This window comes from Pseudomonas sp. LBUM1644, from assembly GCF_059716195.1.
The window spans coordinates 1,619,172-1,635,558 of the sequence record NZ_CP166812.1; the positions used below are offsets into that span (position 1 = coordinate 1,619,172).

At 58.1% G+C, this 16,387-nt stretch carries 17 protein-coding genes; 11 read left to right on the top strand and 6 right to left on the bottom strand.

Annotated features, from left to right (window positions below; all coding sequences use genetic code 11):
* Positions 1-28 precede the first annotated feature (28 nt).
* The 10 genes from ACA052_RS07405 to arfB all read left to right on the top strand — a co-directional run bounded on the left by ACA052_RS07405 (position 29) and on the right by arfB (position 9,371).
* Positions 29-892, top strand: coding sequence for a PHP domain-containing protein (locus ACA052_RS07405; RefSeq protein WP_497649070.1), 864 nt, complete (start codon positions 29-31; stop codon positions 890-892).
* Positions 893-905: 13 nt separating this feature from the next.
* Complete coding sequence (locus tag ACA052_RS07410) at positions 906-1,535, top strand: L-threonylcarbamoyladenylate synthase (RefSeq protein WP_497649071.1); 630 nt, start codon at positions 906-908, stop codon at positions 1,533-1,535.
* Positions 1,536-2,354: a segregation and condensation protein A gene (locus ACA052_RS07415; RefSeq protein WP_497649072.1), complete on the top strand. Its 819-nt coding sequence runs from the start codon at positions 1,536-1,538 to the stop codon at positions 2,352-2,354. It abuts the gene before it with no gap.
* An 11-nt stretch (positions 2,355-2,365) separates the two neighbouring features.
* Complete coding sequence (gene scpB, locus ACA052_RS07420; RefSeq protein ID WP_497649073.1) at positions 2,366-3,364, top strand: SMC-Scp complex subunit ScpB; 999 nt, start codon at positions 2,366-2,368, stop codon at positions 3,362-3,364.
* 102 nt (positions 3,365-3,466) lie between these two features.
* Positions 3,467-3,658 (top strand): DUF1289 domain-containing protein, encoded by a 192-nt coding sequence (locus tag ACA052_RS07425; protein WP_497649074.1) that lies wholly within the window; start codon positions 3,467-3,469, stop codon positions 3,656-3,658.
* 142 nt (positions 3,659-3,800) lie between these two features.
* Positions 3,801-5,084 carry a 23S rRNA pseudouridine(2605) synthase RluB gene (gene rluB, locus ACA052_RS07430; RefSeq protein WP_497649075.1) on the top strand — a complete coding sequence of 428 codons (1,284 nt, stop codon included), beginning with the start codon at positions 3,801-3,803 and terminating at the stop codon, positions 5,082-5,084.
* A gap of 681 nt (positions 5,085-5,765) precedes the next feature.
* On the top strand, positions 5,766-7,187 hold the full coding sequence (locus tag ACA052_RS07435; protein ID WP_497649076.1) for an amino acid permease: 1,422 nt from the start codon (positions 5,766-5,768) through the stop codon (positions 7,185-7,187).
* Positions 7,188-7,404: 217 nt separating this feature from the next.
* Positions 7,405-7,905 carry an Hcp family type VI secretion system effector gene (locus ACA052_RS07440; RefSeq protein WP_497649077.1) on the top strand — a complete coding sequence of 167 codons (501 nt, stop codon included), beginning with the start codon at positions 7,405-7,407 and terminating at the stop codon, positions 7,903-7,905.
* 86 nt (positions 7,906-7,991) lie between these two features.
* Entirely contained in the window at positions 7,992-8,513 is a 522-nt protein-coding gene (locus tag ACA052_RS07445) for a DUF4225 domain-containing protein (protein ID WP_497649078.1), read from the top strand.
* A 444-nt stretch (positions 8,514-8,957) separates the two neighbouring features.
* Positions 8,958-9,371, top strand: coding sequence for an alternative ribosome rescue aminoacyl-tRNA hydrolase ArfB (arfB, locus tag ACA052_RS07450; RefSeq protein ID WP_157714241.1), 414 nt, complete (start codon positions 8,958-8,960; stop codon positions 9,369-9,371).
* Here the strand turns inward: arfB and ACA052_RS07455 are convergent.
* The 6 genes from ACA052_RS07455 to phhA all read right to left on the bottom strand — a co-directional run bounded on the left by ACA052_RS07455 (position 9,368) and on the right by phhA (position 13,745).
* Positions 9,368-10,567 (bottom strand): MFS transporter, encoded by a 1,200-nt coding sequence (locus ACA052_RS07455; protein ID WP_497649079.1) that lies wholly within the window; start codon positions 10,565-10,567, stop codon positions 9,368-9,370. The two genes, arfB and ACA052_RS07455, sit on opposite strands and share 4 nt — an antisense overlap.
* Positions 10,568-10,672: 105 nt before the next feature.
* Complete coding sequence (locus ACA052_RS07460; protein ID WP_497649080.1) at positions 10,673-10,855, bottom strand: hypothetical protein; 183 nt, start codon at positions 10,853-10,855, stop codon at positions 10,673-10,675.
* 74 nt (positions 10,856-10,929) lie between these two features.
* Positions 10,930-11,061: a hypothetical protein gene (locus ACA052_RS07465; protein ID WP_497649081.1), complete on the bottom strand. Its 132-nt coding sequence runs from the start codon at positions 11,059-11,061 to the stop codon at positions 10,930-10,932.
* 238 nt (positions 11,062-11,299) lie between these two features.
* Positions 11,300-12,496: an amino acid aminotransferase gene (locus ACA052_RS07470; RefSeq protein WP_497649082.1), complete on the bottom strand. Its 1,197-nt coding sequence runs from the start codon at positions 12,494-12,496 to the stop codon at positions 11,300-11,302.
* On the bottom strand, positions 12,496-12,852 hold the full coding sequence (locus tag ACA052_RS07475) for a 4a-hydroxytetrahydrobiopterin dehydratase (protein WP_008030478.1): 357 nt from the start codon (positions 12,850-12,852) through the stop codon (positions 12,496-12,498). Before ACA052_RS07475 ends, ACA052_RS07470 begins: the two co-directional genes overlap by 1 nt.
* A 104-nt stretch (positions 12,853-12,956) precedes the next feature.
* Positions 12,957-13,745 (bottom strand): phenylalanine 4-monooxygenase, encoded by a 789-nt coding sequence (gene phhA / locus ACA052_RS07480; protein ID WP_497649083.1) that lies wholly within the window; start codon positions 13,743-13,745, stop codon positions 12,957-12,959.
* A gap of 383 nt (positions 13,746-14,128) precedes the next feature.
* Between phhA and ACA052_RS07485 the strand changes: the two genes are divergently transcribed.
* Complete coding sequence (locus ACA052_RS07485; protein WP_497649084.1) at positions 14,129-15,688, top strand: sigma-54-dependent transcriptional regulator; 1,560 nt, start codon at positions 14,129-14,131, stop codon at positions 15,686-15,688.
* Positions 15,689-16,387: the final 699 nt, after the last annotated feature.

Sequence of the window (16,387 nt, forward strand, 5' to 3'; positions counted from 1 at the left end):
GTCAGCTGATTTGAGGTAACACATCCCCGTGAATGTTGATTTGCACTGCCATAGCACAGCCTCCGACGGCGCTCTCGCGCCTGCAGTTCTGGTTGCGCGTGCGTACGAGAAAGGCGTGCGAGTCCTGGCCCTGACTGACCACGACACCCTTGAAGGGCTCGATGAGGCCCGCAGCACGGCGATCGCGCTGGGGATGCAATTGGTCAACGGCGTCGAGTTGTCCTGCACCTGGGGCGGCGCGACCATTCATGTGCTGGGCTACGGTTTTGATGTGAATGCGCCGCCGTTGGTCGATGCCATTGCCAAATTGCACGATGGTCGCTGGCTGCGGTCCGAAGAAATAAGTCGCAAGCTGGCGTTGAAGGGCATGCCGGGCGCGCTGGAAGGTGCACGCAACATCCAGCAGGAGCTGGGCGACAGCGGTAATGCGCCGGCGCGTCCGCACTTCGCCGACTGGATGGTACGCGAAGGTTTCGTCAAGGATCGCGCCGAAGCGTTTCGCAAATGGCTGGGTGCCGGCAAGTTGGGTGACGTCAAGCAACACTGGCCCACCCTGGAAGACACGGTTGAAACCCTGCGGGCCGCGAAGGCCTGGGTCAGTCTGGCGCATCCGTGGCACTACGATTTCACTCGCAGCAAGCGTCGCCGCTTGATTTCTGACTATATTCAAGCAGGGGGCCACGCGATCGAAGTGGTCAATGGCCATCAGCCTGCCGAACAAGTGGGCAGCCTGGCGATTCTGGCCCGCGAGTTCGGTCTGCTGGTCAGCGCCGGCAGTGATTTTCATGGCCCTGGAGGCTGGTCCGAGATCGGTGAGTACCGCCCGCTCCCGGAGGATCTGCCACCACTGTGGTGTCGATTCAAACATGACCCAATTATTGCCGCCGTCTGAACAGGTAGAGAATGTGAGTCAATTTTTCCAGATTCATCCGGAAAACCCGCAAGCGCGCCTGATCAAACAGGCTGTCGAGATCATCCGCAAAGGCGGGGTGGTGATTTATCCCACAGACTCGTCCTACGCCATTGGTTGCCAGATCGGCGACAAGAATGCCGTGGAGCGCGTGCGCCGGTTGAGACAGCTGGACGAAAAGCACAACTTCGCGCTGATTTGCAGCGACCTGTCGCAACTGGGGCTGTTCGCCAAGATCGACACCGGCACCTTCCGCCTGCTCAAAGCCCACCTGCCAGGGCCTTATACCTTTATTCTCAACGCCACCCGCGAAGTCCCGCGGCTATTGTTGCACCCGAAAAAACGCACCATCGGCCTGCGTGTGCCCAGCCATCCGATCGCCCTGGCGTTGCTGGAAGAACTCGGTGAGCCGTTGATGAGCGTGACGCTGATCATGCCCGGCGACACCGACCCGTTGACCGATCCTCACGAAATGCGCCAGTTGCTCGAACATCAGGTCGACCTGATCATCGACGGCGGTTTCGGCGGGATCAAGGCGTCCACTGTGATCAACCTCGCTGATGGCGAGCCGGAAGTGATCCGCGTCGGTTGCGGCGACCCTTCGCCGTTCATGGCCGAGGCCTAGATGTCTGCAGTAGAACCCGTCGACAGTCAGGCCGGAGCCCAGCAAGAGCTGCCCTTCGCCATGGTCTATGGCCAGGCGGTCATGGAAATGCCGCTGGACCTGTACATCCCGCCGGATGCGCTCGAGGTCTTTCTTGAAGCCTTCGAAGGCCCTCTCGACTTGCTGCTGTACCTGATCCGCAAACAGAACATCAACATCCTCGACATTCCGGTGGCGGAAATCACCCGTCAGTACATGGGTTATGTTGAGCTGATGCAGTCGGTGCGTCTGGAGCTGGCCGCGGAATACCTGGTGATGGCCGCGATGCTGGCCGAGATCAAATCGCGGATGTTGCTGCCTCGCGCCGAGACCATCGAAGCCGAAGAAGACGACCCCCGCGCAGAACTGATCCGCCGCTTGCAGGAGTATGAGCGCTTCAAGGCTGCCGCCGAAGGCATCGATACCTTGAGCCGGGTAGGCCGCGACGTGGTGGTGCCCAAGCTCGACGCTCCCGAAGCCCGGGCGCGCAAACTGTTGCCGGACGTGAGCCTGGAAGAGTTGTTGATGTCCATGGCCGAGGTGTTGCGTCGGGGTGACATGTTTGAAAGTCACCAGGTCAGCCGCGAGGCGCTGTCCACGCGCGAACGCATGAGCGACGTGCTGGAACGGCTCAAGGGCGGCGGTTTCGTGCCCTTCGTCGAACTGTTCACCGCTGAAGAAGGTCGCCTGGGGGTGGTGGTGACCTTTATGGCGATCCTCGAACTGGTCAAGGAATCTTTGGTCGAGCTGGTGCAGAATGAGCCGTTCGCGGCGATCCACGTGCGAGCCCGAGCCGAATAACGAGTTGAATCATGAACCTGACTGAACCCCGCGAGCTGGCGCCACTGCTTGAAGCCTTCCTGTTGGCCTCGGGAAAACCGCAATCGCTTGAACGCCTGTTCGAACTCTTCGAAGAAGGCGAGCGGCCAGAACCTCCGGTCTTCAAGAAGGCCCTGACTCTTCTGGCCAAGTCCTGCGACGGTCGTGCCTTCGAGCTGAAGGAAGTGGCTTCCGGGTATCGCTTGCAAATCCGCGAAAAATTCTCGCCGTGGGTCGGTCGTTTGTGGGAAGAGCGGCCGCAGCGTTACTCGCGTGCCATGCTCGAGACCATGGCGCTGATCGCGTATCGCCAGCCGATCACCCGGGGCGAGATCGAAGACGTGCGAGGCGTCGCGGTTAACAGTCACATCGTTAAAACCCTGCTTGAACGCGAGTGGATTCGCATCGTCGGTTATCGCGACGTACCCGGTAAACCGGCGATGTTTGCGACCACCAAGGCGTTTCTCGATCACTTCAACCTGAAGAATCTGGACGACCTGCCGCCACTGGCCGAGCTGCGGGAAATGGAACGTGATCCGGTGCTCGATTTCGACGACGCGCCAGTGCCCGCCGGATTGCAGGAGCTGGCGGATGCCAGCGCCGAACCGGAAGAGCCGAAGGAAGAAACCAGTTTCCATACGTTACTGCTGGAACTGGACACCATGGAGGAGGGGATCAAGACCGATTTCGACGATTTGTTGCGCGATGGTGAGTTGACCGAAACCGAGGCGGTTTCGGAGCCGGCGGAAGCTGAGGTTGAACTTCAGGCCGAGCCCGCAGCCACAGTCGAAGAAGAGCCGGAAGAAGACTCGGAAGAAGAGTTTGAAGACGATGTGCTGGGCGTCGCCGAAGCTCGTGAAAAACTCCTGGCTGCCGTTGCTGCCCTTGATCAGCAGAAACCCGAGCCCGAGCCCGAGTTGACCGACGAAGAAGCCGAAGCGCGGGCCCTCGCGGAAGCGATCGAAGCCGAACGTCGCGAATTCGAAGATTGAGGGGCCGCTAAAAGATCGCAGCCTTAGGCAGCTCCTACAGGTCGATGCAAATCCCACGTAGGAGCTGCCGAAGGCTGCGATCTCTTGATCCTGGAGGCGACAATGAGCTCAACCAAAGACCCCTGCATCAGCGTCTGCAAATTCACCGACGACATCTGCCTCGGCTGTGGCCGCAGCAAACGTGAGATCAAGGCCTGGAAGAAACTCGACAAAGCCGACAAACGCACCGTGCTCGCCGAAGCCTCGTTACGGTTGATCAAGCTCGGCGCCACCGGTCGGCGGAAAAACAAATAACCTTGCCTCCATCAGCTAGTCTCTGATGCGCGAACGCTCCCATGAGCGTATGATTCGCGACCCTCCGGCGATCCCTTCGTCCGAGAACCAGCTTTCAACTCTTCAGGCCTGGCCTGAACAGACCACACCGGGAGGTGCCCAGATGAGTATCAACGACCAGAAAGACGACCAGGAAATCGGCCCAGCAGGCGAAAAACTGCAGAAAGTCCTCGCCCGTATCGGCGTCGGCTCGCGCCGTGACGTAGAAGCCTGGATCAGCCACGGCCGCATCAAGGTCAATGGCAAAGACGCCACCCTCGGCCTGCGCGTCGACCTGCATGACGCCATCACCATCGATGGCAAGGTGATCAAGCGCGAAGAAGCCGCCGAGTCGGTACGCCGCGTGATCATGTACAACAAACCTGACGGTGAAATCTGCACCCGTGACGACCCGGAAGGCCGTCCGACCGTGTTCGACAAGATGCCGCGCCCGAAAGAAGGTCGCTGGATCAACATCGGTCGTCTGGACATCAACACCACCGGCCTGCTGATGTTCACCACTGACGGCGAACTGGCCAACCGCCTGATGCACCCTTCCTACGAGATGGACCGTGAATACGCGGTACGTGTGCGTGGCGAAGTCGATGACGAGATGATCGAACGTCTGAAAGCAGGCGTCGTCCTTGAAGACGGCCCGGCCAAGTTCACCGACATCAAGCAGGCTCCAGGTGGCGAAGGTTTCAACCATTGGTACCACTGCGTGGTGATGGAAGGTCGTAACCGCGAAGTCCGTCGCCTGTGGGAATCCCAGGGCCTGGTGGTCAGCCGCCTGAAGCGCGTGCGTTTCGGACCGGTGTTCCTCAACTCCGACCTGCCGATGGGTCGCTGGCGCGAAATGAGCCAGTACGAAGTCGACATTTTGAGTGCTGAAGTGGGCTTGACCCCGGTGGCCATGCCTCAGATGAACGCCAAGAGCAAAGACAAGCTCGAGCGCATGCAGCGTAAATCGTCGCGTCCGGTCGGCAAGACCGAGCGCGTGCGTACGCTGCGTCCAGCGGCTGGCGCTCCGGCAGCCGGCCCGCGTCCAGCACGTGAGCCGCAGATCGAAGGCGAGCGTCCGTCCCGCAAGCCAGTCGCACCTCGTGCCGATGGCGAGCGTGGCCCACGCACCCCGCGTCCGGCCAACGGTCGTACTGAACGTGGCGAAAGCCGCGGTGCACCAAGCGGTGGTCGCAGTGATCGCGGTGCCCCTGCTGGTCGTGGAGAGTCGGGCCGCGGTACGCCAGTGGCCGACCGTCCTTCCGACACCAAGCGTCCGGCCAAGCCAGCACCGAAGAAACGCCCGGGCATCGTCCTGGTCGACAAGGATGCCCCGTCAGGCAAACGCCGTGGCGCGCCAGCCGGTTCCGGCCAGCGTCCAGGCTTCGGTCGTCGCAAGCCTGAGTAATCGGTAAGCGCTGCATGAAAAACGCCAACCTTCGGGTTGGCGTTTTTTTTTTGTCTGGATTTAGATACGGTGGTGCGGCGGCGAAAATTTTCGCGAGCACCCCTATATCCAGATTGGAAAAGCAACGTTACGCGCTGTAACGAAAACCTGACGAAGCCCTTTGTTTGGCCCTGTGAAATCATCTCGACCCAAACACTGTAAGAAAACATTTACGCTCAGCGCTTTCCCTTGCTCCCTCCCATGCTCTAGCCCGCTTGTTTCACCGCGCCATGCAGGGTGTTATGCGCCCCATGCCTGTCGTGCAGGTGCATAACAAGAAGGAGGCGCAATGAACGCCGTGACTCATCTCCATCTCCCCTCGAGGCGTGATTGTTCAATCACCCCCGTCGAAGACTTGCAAAGGTCTGACTCCATTCTTGCAGCCGCCCGAACGCTTCGGGGCGGACACGTGCAATCCCGGCATCCGGCACGCTGATCCAGCGATGTCTGGCAGCAGGGGGTTACAGGTGTACAATGCGCCGCGTTTTACCTGTGACCTCCTGCGCATCTGCGCAAACCTCGAGGCTATCCGCCTTGTTCACTCCGCCGCGTCACGAGCGTGTCGGGTTCGATTTCGTCACAGATAAAAACAAACAGGTGACGCATGACCGTTGTTAATACGCTGAACGTGAGACTCTTTTCATGACTGGCCCAAACTCGCAATCAGGCGAGCTGAAACGCGGCCTGAAAAATCGCCATATTCAATTGATCGCCCTCGGTGGCGCGATTGGTACCGGGTTGTTTCTTGGCTCGGCCGGTGTGCTGAAATCCGCCGGCCCGTCGATGATCCTTGGCTACGCCATTTGCGGCTTCATTGCGTTCATGATCATGCGCCAGCTGGGCGAAATGATCGTTGAAGAGCCAGTGGCCGGTTCCTTCAGCCACTTCGCGCACAAATACTGGGGTGGTTTCGCCGGCTTCCTGTCGGGCTGGAACTGCTGGATCCTGTACATTCTGGTGGGCATGTCGGAGCTGACCGCGGTCGGTAAATACATCCACTACTGGGCGCCGGACATCCCGACCTGGGTCTCTGCCGCCGGCTTCTTCGTGCTGATCAACTTGATCAACCTGGCCAACGTCAAAGTCTTCGGCGAGGCCGAGTTCTGGTTTGCGATCATCAAGGTCGTGGCTATCGTCGGCATGATCGCCCTGGGCAGCTATCTGTTGGTCAGCGGCCACGGAGGCCCGCAGGCGTCGGTCACCAACCTGTGGTCCCACGGTGGCTTTTTCCCGAATGGCATCAGCGGTCTGGTGATGGCCATGGCGATCATCATGTTCTCCTTTGGCGGCCTGGAAATGCTCGGGTTCACCGCAGCTGAAGCCGACAAGCCGAAAACCGTGATCCCGAAAGCGATCAACCAGGTGATCTACCGGATCCTGATTTTCTACATCGGTGCACTGGTCATCCTGTTGTCGCTGACGCCATGGGACAGCCTGCTGGCGACTCTCAATGCGTCCGGCGATTCCTACAGCGGCAGCCCGTTCGTGCAAGTGTTCTCGATGCTCGGCAGCAACACCGCCGCGCACATCCTCAACTTCGTGGTCCTGACGGCGGCGCTGTCGGTGTACAACAGCGGCACCTACTGCAACAGCCGCATGCTGCTGGGTATGGCCGAGCAGGGCGATGCACCGAAAGCGTTGGCGAAGATCGACAAGCGTGGCGTGCCCGTGCGTTCGATCCTGGCGTCGGCGGCGGTGACGTTGATCGCCGTACTGCTGAACTACCTGATCCCGCAAAACGCGCTGGAACTGTTGATGTCACTGGTCGTGGCTACCCTGGTGATCAACTGGGCGATGATCAGCTTCTCGCACTTCAAGTTCCGCCAGCACATGAACAAGACCCAGCAGACGCCTCTGTTCAAGGCCCTCTGGTACCCCTACGGCAACTACATCTGCCTGGCGTTCGTGGTGTTCATCCTTGGCGTGATGCTGTTGATTCCGGGGATCCAGATCTCGGTGTACGCGATTCCGGTGTGGGTTGCGTTCATGTGGGTCTGCTATGGCATCAAGAACAAACGTAGTGCGCAGCAGGTGTTGCAGGCTGCGGGTTCTGCCGTGAAGTAACGCCTGACGCAGAAACAACAAGCCCGGCCAAGTGCCGGGTTTGTTGTTTGTGCTGTTTGAGTTTTCGATCGCGCTGAAGTCCCGTTCCTACATAAGTAGAAGCTGTTTACTACAGAGATTTCGGAAACTGATAGAGGTTCGTTAATTCAGAAGTAACCTACAACATGTCGGTAACTTTTTATCATAGGCTGGCGCTCCTAATTCATAAGGAGTGGTTATGGCCAGTCACAGCTATATGACGATTACCGGTAAGCGGCAAGGTTTGATATCTGCGGGTTGTTCCGGTCAAAGCTCCATCGGTAATAAGTGTCAGTCCGGCCATCAGGATGAAATTATGGTGTTGGCCTACTCTCACGATATGTTGGCGGGTGTTGATGGCAGCCAGGCAGGAGGTCGTGGCAAGCACATGCCTGTCACGATTACCAAAGGTATTGATAAATCATCGCCGTTGTTGGCGAGCGCTTTGCATGAAGGGGAAGAAGTGGAGTGTATTATCAATTTCTACCGTACTGCCTCGTCTGGGGGGCAAGAGCGATATTACTCAATACATCTCACCGATGCGCGTATTGCGCATATCAGCGTGCAGGTTCCTCACGCTATTCGTATGAACGATGCAGAACCGCAGGAGCTTGTGTCCATTCGTTACAGGGATATTGCGTGGGCGCATATTCCTTGGGCCACAAGTGCTTACAGCAGTTGGGGGGTCGAGGATGAATGAGGATTCCTGCGATATTCACGATGTGACTAAGGCAGCTTCTGAACTGGTTGCGGTTGGATGCAATATTGGCATGACCCATTTGCCTGATGGTGTCACACGGTGGACTGATCAGCGCGTGGCAGGGGGTACAGGCGTTAAGAGCAGAACACGAAGAATTATTATCAAAGGCTCGATTTTACCTTCAGAACGGTGTGGGGGTTGTGGCGGGGGCGATGCAGGTTCAAACGGGTGTTTCGGTCATTGGTAGTTCAGGAGGGCTAGGTGGGGTTGCTGGGGGAGTTGTGGTCGGACATGGTCTGAATAATATTTATGAAAGCTTGAGTAATATCTATTATGGGCCAGGAGCTCCAAGTTCAGTCGGACCTTTGAGACGTATCTACAGAGATATATTGGATGATTATCATGGAGATGTAGCTTATTACTCTATTGACCTGTTTTCTTCGGCGTACGGAGTTTTCAGGAAGGTACCCAAGCCTGGGGCGGTGGAGCTTTTTAGGCGTGATCCAATCAACTACGAAAGGGCTTACCAACAAACGGGAAAGCTGACGTTGACTTTTGAGGCGTTAATTGATTTTCTAACAATAAATACAATCATTGGAGAGGGATGATTTTTCTATAGGACGCGTTGGTGTGAGTGGTCTAATACATCAGGTCTTGCCGCGCATTTTTGGGATATAAAAGACTAAACCAAAAAAAACTACAGTTGCGTATATCGCCAGGTAGGTCGTGTTTAAATGCTTTTCGTCTATGTTTATTGTTTTTTTTATACTAAATATTATTAGTCCGGAGGGCGGTGCAGCGCCGATCAATACCAAGAGTGTGACTGCGATGTAATACCTAATATTTTCAAGGTTCATTGGATAATATAATCCTTCGATATGAGTCCTTAGATTAGTATTGCATTCAAAACAAGGCAACTTCCCTTTCGCAAATCCGAGAACGCTGTAAGAAAAATCCACTAAGATTTCTCGAACTCGCTTGCTCCATTGATTCCCTGCAATTGAGCGCGTCTTTCGCGGTATCCTGAACGCCCCGAACCCGGACGCTTTTCCATGCTGGTGATTTCCAACAACGTGCATCTGCCGGATGCCGAGATCGAATTGACGGCCATTCGCGCCCAAGGCGCCGGTGGGCAGAACGTCAACAAGGTCTCCAGTGCCGTGCACCTGCGCTTTGACATTCCGGCCTCGTCCTTGCCCGAGTTCTACAAGGAACGACTGCTGGCGCTGCGAGACAGCCGCATCACCAGCGAAGGCGTGTTGATCATCAAGGCTCAGCAATACCGGACGCAGGAAGCCAACCGCGCCGATGCGCTGGAGCGACTGACCGAGTTGATCCTCAGTGCCATCAAGGTCGAAAAGAAACGCCGCCCGACCAAGCCGACCCTCGGTTCGAAGAAGCGTCGGCTCGAATCCAAGACCAAGCGCGGCAGCATCAAGGCCGGGCGTGGCAAGGTCGATTTCTAGCGCGCGTTTCTTTCTTCGCGATACTTCGGTGCCTGGCGGTACAGGTAAATGCTCAGCATCAATCCGCTCAGGGCAGCCAGTGCGGCAAACAGGAAGATTGAGGCAAAACCAAATCCCGCCGCAATTGCACCGGCCACCGGCCCGGTAATCCCCAGCGACAAATCAATAAACAGCGAATAAGCCCCGACGGCCGCGCCACGGCTGGAGGCCGGCACCAGATTGACCGCTTCCACCCCCAGCGCCGGAAACACCAGCGAGAAACCGAAACCGCTCAACGCTGCGCCGGCCAGCGCCCAATGGGCATCCGGTGCCAGCCACAGCAGCAGCAAGCCGAGGGTTTCCACCGAAAGACAGACAATCGCCACGCGAAAGCCGCCGAGGCGATTGATCAGGTTGCCGAACAACAATCGCGCACCAATGAAACTGACACCGAACAGGCTCAGGCACAGCACCGCGTTTTCCCAGTGTTGGGTGGCGTAATACAGCGTGATAAACGTGGCGATGGTGCCAAAACCGATGGAGCCCAGTGCCAGGCCGCAGCCGTGCGGCAGCACTCTACCCAGCACGTGTATGAACGGCAGGCGTTCCCCGACCACAATCGGCGCCGCGGTTTTCGGCCAGGCCAGCGCCAGGCCCAGCACGGCCAGCAACACAATGCTTACGCCCATGCTCCACAAACCCAACTTGCTCACCAGCAGCACGCCCAACGGTGCGCCGACGGCCAGTGCGCCGTAACTGGCGATGCCATTCCAGGAGATGACTTTGGCGGTGTTGGCCGCGCCAACCCGGCCGATGCCCCAGCCAATCGAGCCGGAACCCACCAGGCTTTCCGCGCTGCCGAGCACCAGGCGACCCATCAACAGACTGATCAAACTCAACATCGGCAGGCTCTGGGTCCAGGCCGAAATCAACATGAACACCCCGCTCAAACCACAGCCGGCGAGGCCATACATCACCGCCAGTTTGCTGCCCTTGTTGTCGATGATTTTTCCGGCATACGGACGGCTGAGCAGGGTGGCCAGGTATTGCACGCTGATTACCAGGCCGGCAATCACTGCGCCGAAGCCGAGGTCGCTGTGGACATAGCCCGGCAATACGGCCAGGGGGATGCCGATATTCAGGTAGCCGATGAAGGTGAACAGGACGATGGAAACAACTTGCAGCGTGACCGCCAGGGGGCGCTGGTTTTCAGACATGAGTAAAGGTCCACGGGGAAGCAGGATAGATAGGCTGCTTATGATAGCGGTGCGAGCGGTCGCGGGTCGTGGAAAAAGTAAAACTATTTGCCGGGCGGCGGTGGGTCAGGGCTTGGCGGGAGCGACCAGCTGCGTCGTGACCAGGGCGGCCAAGGCGTTTTCTTGACTGCCGAACCGGGCCAGCAAGGCGGCTTGTTTTTCGGGGGAGAGCCGATTCCAGATTTCGATCATCTTCTCGGCGGTGCCGATGAGGACGCTGGCTTGTGTCTCGCTGAAGTCGTCGGTCATGGTGGGGCTCGGGGTTCAGGCGGTGTGGAAAGCGCATGTTAGCGCTTTCCACACGGTCTGGCATTGCAGGTGTTTCAGTCTTCGCTGTCGGCCTGGCGGCGTTCAGAGGCTTCTTTTGGCTCGGGCTGTTCGGCGCCGGCTTGTTGCGTGGGTGTCTGCTCAGTTTCGTGCAGGCTTGGGAAGGGGAGATTAGGGATCTCGTGCATGTTTCGCGCTCCTCGCAAAGTCTGTTGATAGATCTGGTAGATCCGCGCTTTTACAAAGCTTGGGCAGGATACAGCAGGAGAAATGACAAATAGAGTTTTATATCCATTTGTTTCGACGGATGGAGTTGTCTAGACAGGTCTGTGGCTTTGAAAAGAAAAGGCAAAAGACCGCAGCCTCCGGCAGCTCCTACAGTGGATTGGTGTATGTCCTGTAGGAGCTGCCGAAGGCTGCGATCTTTTAAGGGCGGCACACCTCAGCGATGGCTTCGGCCAGCAGGTCTAGGCGCGTCGCATCAATCCCCGCCACGTTCGCCCGGCCAGTACCGACCATATAAACGCTGTGGTGATCACGTAGCTGTTTCACCTGATCCGGCGTCAAGCCAGTGTAGGAAAACATCCCGCGCTGCACGCCGATGTGCGCAAAACGCTCGCGCAAACCGTGGGGCTCGAGTGCTTCCACCAGACCGCTGCGCAGTTGGGCAATGCGCAAGCGCATGGCTTCAACTTCATCAGCCCAAAGGCTTTTAAGCTCCGGGTCGCCAAGGATGGTTGCCACCACTGCAGCTCCGTGATCCGGTGGTGTCGACCACAGGTTGCGGGCGATGTTGGCCAGTTGGCTGCGAACATCCACCAGCTTGTCAGCGGTTTTCGCGCAGACAATCAGGGCGCCGGTGCGGTCGCGGTACAGGCCGAAGTTCTTCGAGCAGGAGCTGGTGATCAGCAGTTCAGGCAACTCGGCCGCGAACAACCGCGTCGACCAGGCGTCCTGTTCCAGGCCATCACCGAAACCCTGATAAGCGAAGTCGATCAGCGGCACCAGATCGCGGCTGCGCACCACGTCCAGTACCCGGCGCCAGTCGTCATGGGAGAGATCGAAACCGGTCGGGTTGTGGCAGCAGGCGTGCAGTAAAACCACATCGCCCTTCGGCGCTTCTTTAAGCACCGCGATCATCGCTTCCACATCGAGGCGATTATCGCTGCCAACATACGGGTAATGACTGACCTTGACCCCGGCCTTGGCGAAGATGGTTTCGTGAATCGGCCAGGTCGGATTGCTCAGCCATACGCCACGGCCCGGTAGGCACTGGGCGATGAAATCTGCGCTCAAGCGCAACGCGCCGGTGCCGCCCGGCGTCTGGGTCGCACCGGCCCGTTGTTCGGCGATCACCGAAGACTCTGAGCCGAGCACCAGTTCATTGATGGCCTTGCCGAACGCCGGTTCACCGTGACCGCCGATGTAGGTCTTGGTGGTCTGGCGATCCACCAGGCGCTGCTCGGCGAGCTTCACAGACTGGAGAATCGGTGTCAGGCCCTGGGCATCTTTATAGACACCTACGCCAAGGTCGAATTTGCGCGGGTTCGGGTCCTGCGCATAGGCCTCCATCAGGCCGAGGATCGGGTCGCCGGGTACTCGACCTATGGCGTCGAAATGCATTATTTGCGGCCCTCCGCGTCCTTGGCCACTTCGTCAGTGCGCGCGGCCATGATGAAGTCGTTGCGGTGCAGGCCCTTGATGGAGTGGCTCCACCAGGTCACGGTGACTTTGCCCCACTCAGTCAGCAGGCCTGGGTGGTGACCTTCAGCCTCGGAGATTTCACCGACGGCGTTGGTGAACGCCAGCGCGTGTTTGAAGTTCTTGAACAGGAAAACTTTTTCCAGCTGCATGACGCTGTCGCGAACTTCGATGTTCCAGTCCGGGATCTGCTTGATCAGTACCGGCAGTTCTTCGTCGCTGACTTGAGGGGCGTCGGCGCGGCAGGCTTCGCAATGAGCTTGGTTCAATGTGGACATGATGTGTTCCTGAAATCGAATTATTGGAAATCGGCCGTCAGTGTCACCACGCTAAACCAAAGCGTCGGTTCCTGACAGGCTCACTTGATTCTAAAAGCTGCGGATCACGCAGCTTTTTTTGGCGGAAATTTAGGCGCGTGCAAACCCAGCTGCATACCTTGCTTGACCATGCCCATGATGTCTTCGTGAGCCAGGTCGAACAGGCGCTTGAGGTTCGGCAAGACAAAATACAGGGGTTGCAGGATGTCGATGCGGTATGGCGTGCGCATGCATTCCAGCGGATCGAAGGCCTGATGCTCGGGTTCGTCCGACAGGCAATACACGGTTTCTTTCGGCGAGGAGAGAATGCCGCCGCCGTAAATTCGCTGGCCTTCTGGCGTATCCACCAGGCCGAACTCGATGGTCATCCAGTACAGGCGCGCCAGATACACGCGTTCTTCCTTGGAGGCCTGTAGGCCGAGTTTGCCGTAGGTGTGGGTGAATTCCGCAAACCAGGGGTTGGTCAGCAGCGGACAGTGGCCAAAGATCTCGTGGAAAATGTCCGGCTCTTGCAGGTAATCCAGCTCTTCGCGGGTACGAATAAACGTCGCCACGGGAAACTGCTTGTTCGCCAGCAATTCAAAGAAAGTCTGGAACGGAATCAGTGCGGGAACCCGCGCAACCTGCCAACCGGTGGTTTCACCGAGGACTTTGTTGATCTCACCAAGTTGCGGAATGCGGTCGTGGGGCAGACCGAGTTTTTCGATACCGTCCAGGTATTCCTGGCACGCACGCCCTTCGATCACTTTCAATTGGCGAGTGATCAGCGTGTTCCACACCGCGTGTTCTTCGGCGGGGTAGTCGATAAAACCTTGCGCATCGGGCTCGCGAGCCACGTAGTGCGACTGCTTCATGCTGCTCTCCTGCTAGGGGATTTCGTTCTTGTTATGTCCTGCTATGGACTTAGAAATACCTCAAGCGTTGCGAGGTTGCAGCATGTGTGATGTGCGGTGCGTAGGAGAAATCGCTGGTTTTCGTAAAGTATTCGTTACAGATTGTCCGTTGTGGTGCTCCGCATAAGTTTTTCGGGTTTGAAATGACGTGCGGGTGTCACATAATCTTGACGACTATCTGAGTGCGTTAGCAGAAATATTCCTGTGGGAGCGAGCCTGCTCGCGAAAGCGTCGGCACATTCTGTATTGATGTTTCAGACAGACCGCCTTCGCGAGCAGGCTCGCTCCCACAGGTAAGCAACCTGGACATCCACCAAATTCATCGCTTTTTCGGGCCTCTTATTATGCGTATCAAAGTCCACTGCCAGAACCGCATCGGCATCCTGCGCGACATTCTCAACTTGCTGGTCGAGTACGGGATCAACGTTGCCCGCGGCGAAGTCGGGGGCGAGCATGGCAACGCGATTTACCTGCATTGCCCGAACCTGATCAACATTCAGTTCCAGGCGTTGCGTCCGAAATTTGAATCGATAGCGGGGGTTTTTGGCGTCAAGCGCGTAGGGCTGATGCCCAGCGAGCGTCGGCACATGGAGCTCAATGCGTTGCTCGGCGCCTTGGAGTTCCCGGTGCTGTCGATCGATATGGGCGGTTCCATCGTCGCTGCCAACCGTGCGGCGGCGCAGTTGCTCGGGGTGCGGGTGGATGAGGTGCCGGGCATCCCGCTGTCGCGCTACGCCGAGGATTTCGACCTGCCGGAGCTGGTGCGCGCGAACAAGTCGCGAATTAACGGCTTGCGCGTGAAGGTCAAGGGCGATGTGTTCCTCGCCGACATCGCGCCGCTGCAATCGGAGCATGACGACAGCGAAGCCATGGCGGGCGCCGTGCTGACGCTGCACCGCGCCGACCGGGTAGGGGAGCGCATCTATAATGTTCGCAAGCAGGAGTTACGCGGGTTCGACAGCATTTTTCAAAGCTCGAAAGTGATGGCGGCCGTGGTGCGCGAAGCCAGGCGCATGGCGCCGCTCGATGCGCCGCTATTGATAGAAGGCGAAACCGGCACGGGTAAAGAGTTGCTCGCGCGCGCCTGTCACTTGGCGAGCCCGCGGGGGCAATCGCCGTTGATGGCACTTAATTGCGCCGGTCTGCCGGAATCGATGGCTGAGACCGAGTTATTCGGATATGGCCCTGGAGCCTTCGAAGGCGCGCGCGCCGAAGGCAAGCTTGGACTATTGGAGCTGACGGCCGGCGGCACGTTGTTTCTCGATGGCGTCGGGGAGATGAGCCCGCGCCTGCAGGTGAAATTGCTGCGCTTCTTGCAGGACGGATGCTTCCGTCGTGTGGGCAGCGATGAAGAGGTTTATCTGGACGTGCGGGTGATTTGTGCGACGCAAGTCGACCTGTCCGAACTGTGTGCTCGCGGTGAATTTCGTCAGGATTTGTATCACCGCTTGAATGTGCTTTCGCTGCATATCCCGCCACTGCGTGAATGCCTTGATGGTTTGACGCCGCTGGTGGAGCACTTCCTCGATCAGGCCAGTCGGCAAATCGGCTGTCCGCTGCCGAAACTGGCCCCGGCCGCGATGGATCGGCTCAGTCACTACCATTGGCCGGGTAACGTTCGACAGTTGGAGAACGTGCTGTTTCAGGCGGTTTCCCTGTGTGAGGGCGGGACGGTCAAGGCTGAGCATATTCGGTTGCCGGACTATGGTGTGCGTCAGCCGCTTGGCGATTTTTCGCTGGAGGGTGGGTTGGATGCGATTGTTGGGCGCTTTGAAAAAGCGGTGCTTGAGCGACTGTATTCAGAGCATCCGAGCAGTCGGCAATTGGGTAAGCGACTGGGGGTTTCGCATACCACCATTGCCAATAAGTTGCGTGAGTATGAGGTGGGTAAAGAGCCTGGGTGATTGGGGGCATATTCGTTTTTTTTGTGATGCTGATATTGGTTTCGCTCTTACAGCGAGTCACTTGGAAGAGCGCCAGGTAACCAAGCGCTTCTGCCCCTTTCGTTCGGTGCCTCGCTGTGGCTCGGCATGCCCTCGCTCCGGTCCTGCTCCGTGGGCCCGCCGCCATCGGCCATCCATGGCCGGGGGCGGCTAACCCGGCATCCATGCCGGGTTGCCCACTGCGCAGAACCTGCACTCGGCCTCACGAGGGGGCGGTGCGTCCAGATCAAAAGCAGGCGAGCTAACGCTCGGCCTTGAGTGGTGAAGATCAAAAGCCGTATGCCGATCTGCTGTATGTGGGAGCGAGCTTGCTCGCGAAGGCGGCCTGACGGCCGACCCAATTTTTCGTATGTAGGTATCCCCTGCAGGAGCTGCCGAAGGCTGCGATCTTTTGATCTTGATGTGGCTTTTGAACTTGATCTGTTGCCCCTTTCCCAGAGGCCGAACGCAGGCGTTGCGCAGGCGGCTACCGCGGCAAGGATGCCGCGGTAGCCGCCCCCGGCCATGGATGGCCGATGGCGGCGGCCCCCGGAGCAATGCCGGAGTGAGGGCATGCCGAGCCTTAGCGAGGCACCGAATGGAGGGGCAAAGCCTTTTGCTTACTTTTGGGCGTTGCAAAAGGGAGTCGCTGTAAAAGCGAAACCGCCAGCAGCCTTTACC

Coding starts and splice junctions, on each gene's coding strand:
- ACA052_RS07415 (WP_497649072.1), top strand. CDS start 1,536: ATGTCTGCAGTAGAACCCGTCGACAGTCAGGCCGGAGCCCAGCAAGAG.
- scpB (WP_497649073.1), top strand. CDS start 2,366: ATGAACCTGACTGAACCCCGCGAGCTGGCGCCACTGCTTGAAGCCTTC.
- ACA052_RS07425 (WP_497649074.1), top strand. CDS start 3,467: ATGAGCTCAACCAAAGACCCCTGCATCAGCGTCTGCAAATTCACCGAC.
- rluB (WP_497649075.1), top strand. CDS start 3,801: ATGAGTATCAACGACCAGAAAGACGACCAGGAAATCGGCCCAGCAGGC.
- ACA052_RS07435 (WP_497649076.1), top strand. CDS start 5,766: ATGACTGGCCCAAACTCGCAATCAGGCGAGCTGAAACGCGGCCTGAAA.
- ACA052_RS07440 (WP_497649077.1), top strand. CDS start 7,405: ATGGCCAGTCACAGCTATATGACGATTACCGGTAAGCGGCAAGGTTTG.
- ACA052_RS07445 (WP_497649078.1), top strand. CDS start 7,992: ATGGTGTCACACGGTGGACTGATCAGCGCGTGGCAGGGGGTACAGGCG.
- arfB (WP_157714241.1), top strand. CDS start 8,958: ATGCTGGTGATTTCCAACAACGTGCATCTGCCGGATGCCGAGATCGAA.
- ACA052_RS07455 (WP_497649079.1), bottom strand. CDS start 10,567: ATGTCTGAAAACCAGCGCCCCCTGGCGGTCACGCTGCAAGTTGTTTCC.
- ACA052_RS07460 (WP_497649080.1), bottom strand. CDS start 10,855: ATGACCGACGACTTCAGCGAGACACAAGCCAGCGTCCTCATCGGCACC.
- ACA052_RS07465 (WP_497649081.1), bottom strand. CDS start 11,061: ATGCACGAGATCCCTAATCTCCCCTTCCCAAGCCTGCACGAAACTGAG.
- ACA052_RS07470 (WP_497649082.1), bottom strand. CDS start 12,496: ATGCATTTCGACGCCATAGGTCGAGTACCCGGCGACCCGATCCTCGGC.
- ACA052_RS07475 (WP_008030478.1), bottom strand. CDS start 12,852: ATGTCCACATTGAACCAAGCTCATTGCGAAGCCTGCCGCGCCGACGCC.
- phhA (WP_497649083.1), bottom strand. CDS start 13,745: ATGAAGCAGTCGCACTACGTGGCTCGCGAGCCCGATGCGCAAGGTTTT.
- ACA052_RS07485 (WP_497649084.1), top strand. CDS start 14,129: ATGCGTATCAAAGTCCACTGCCAGAACCGCATCGGCATCCTGCGCGAC.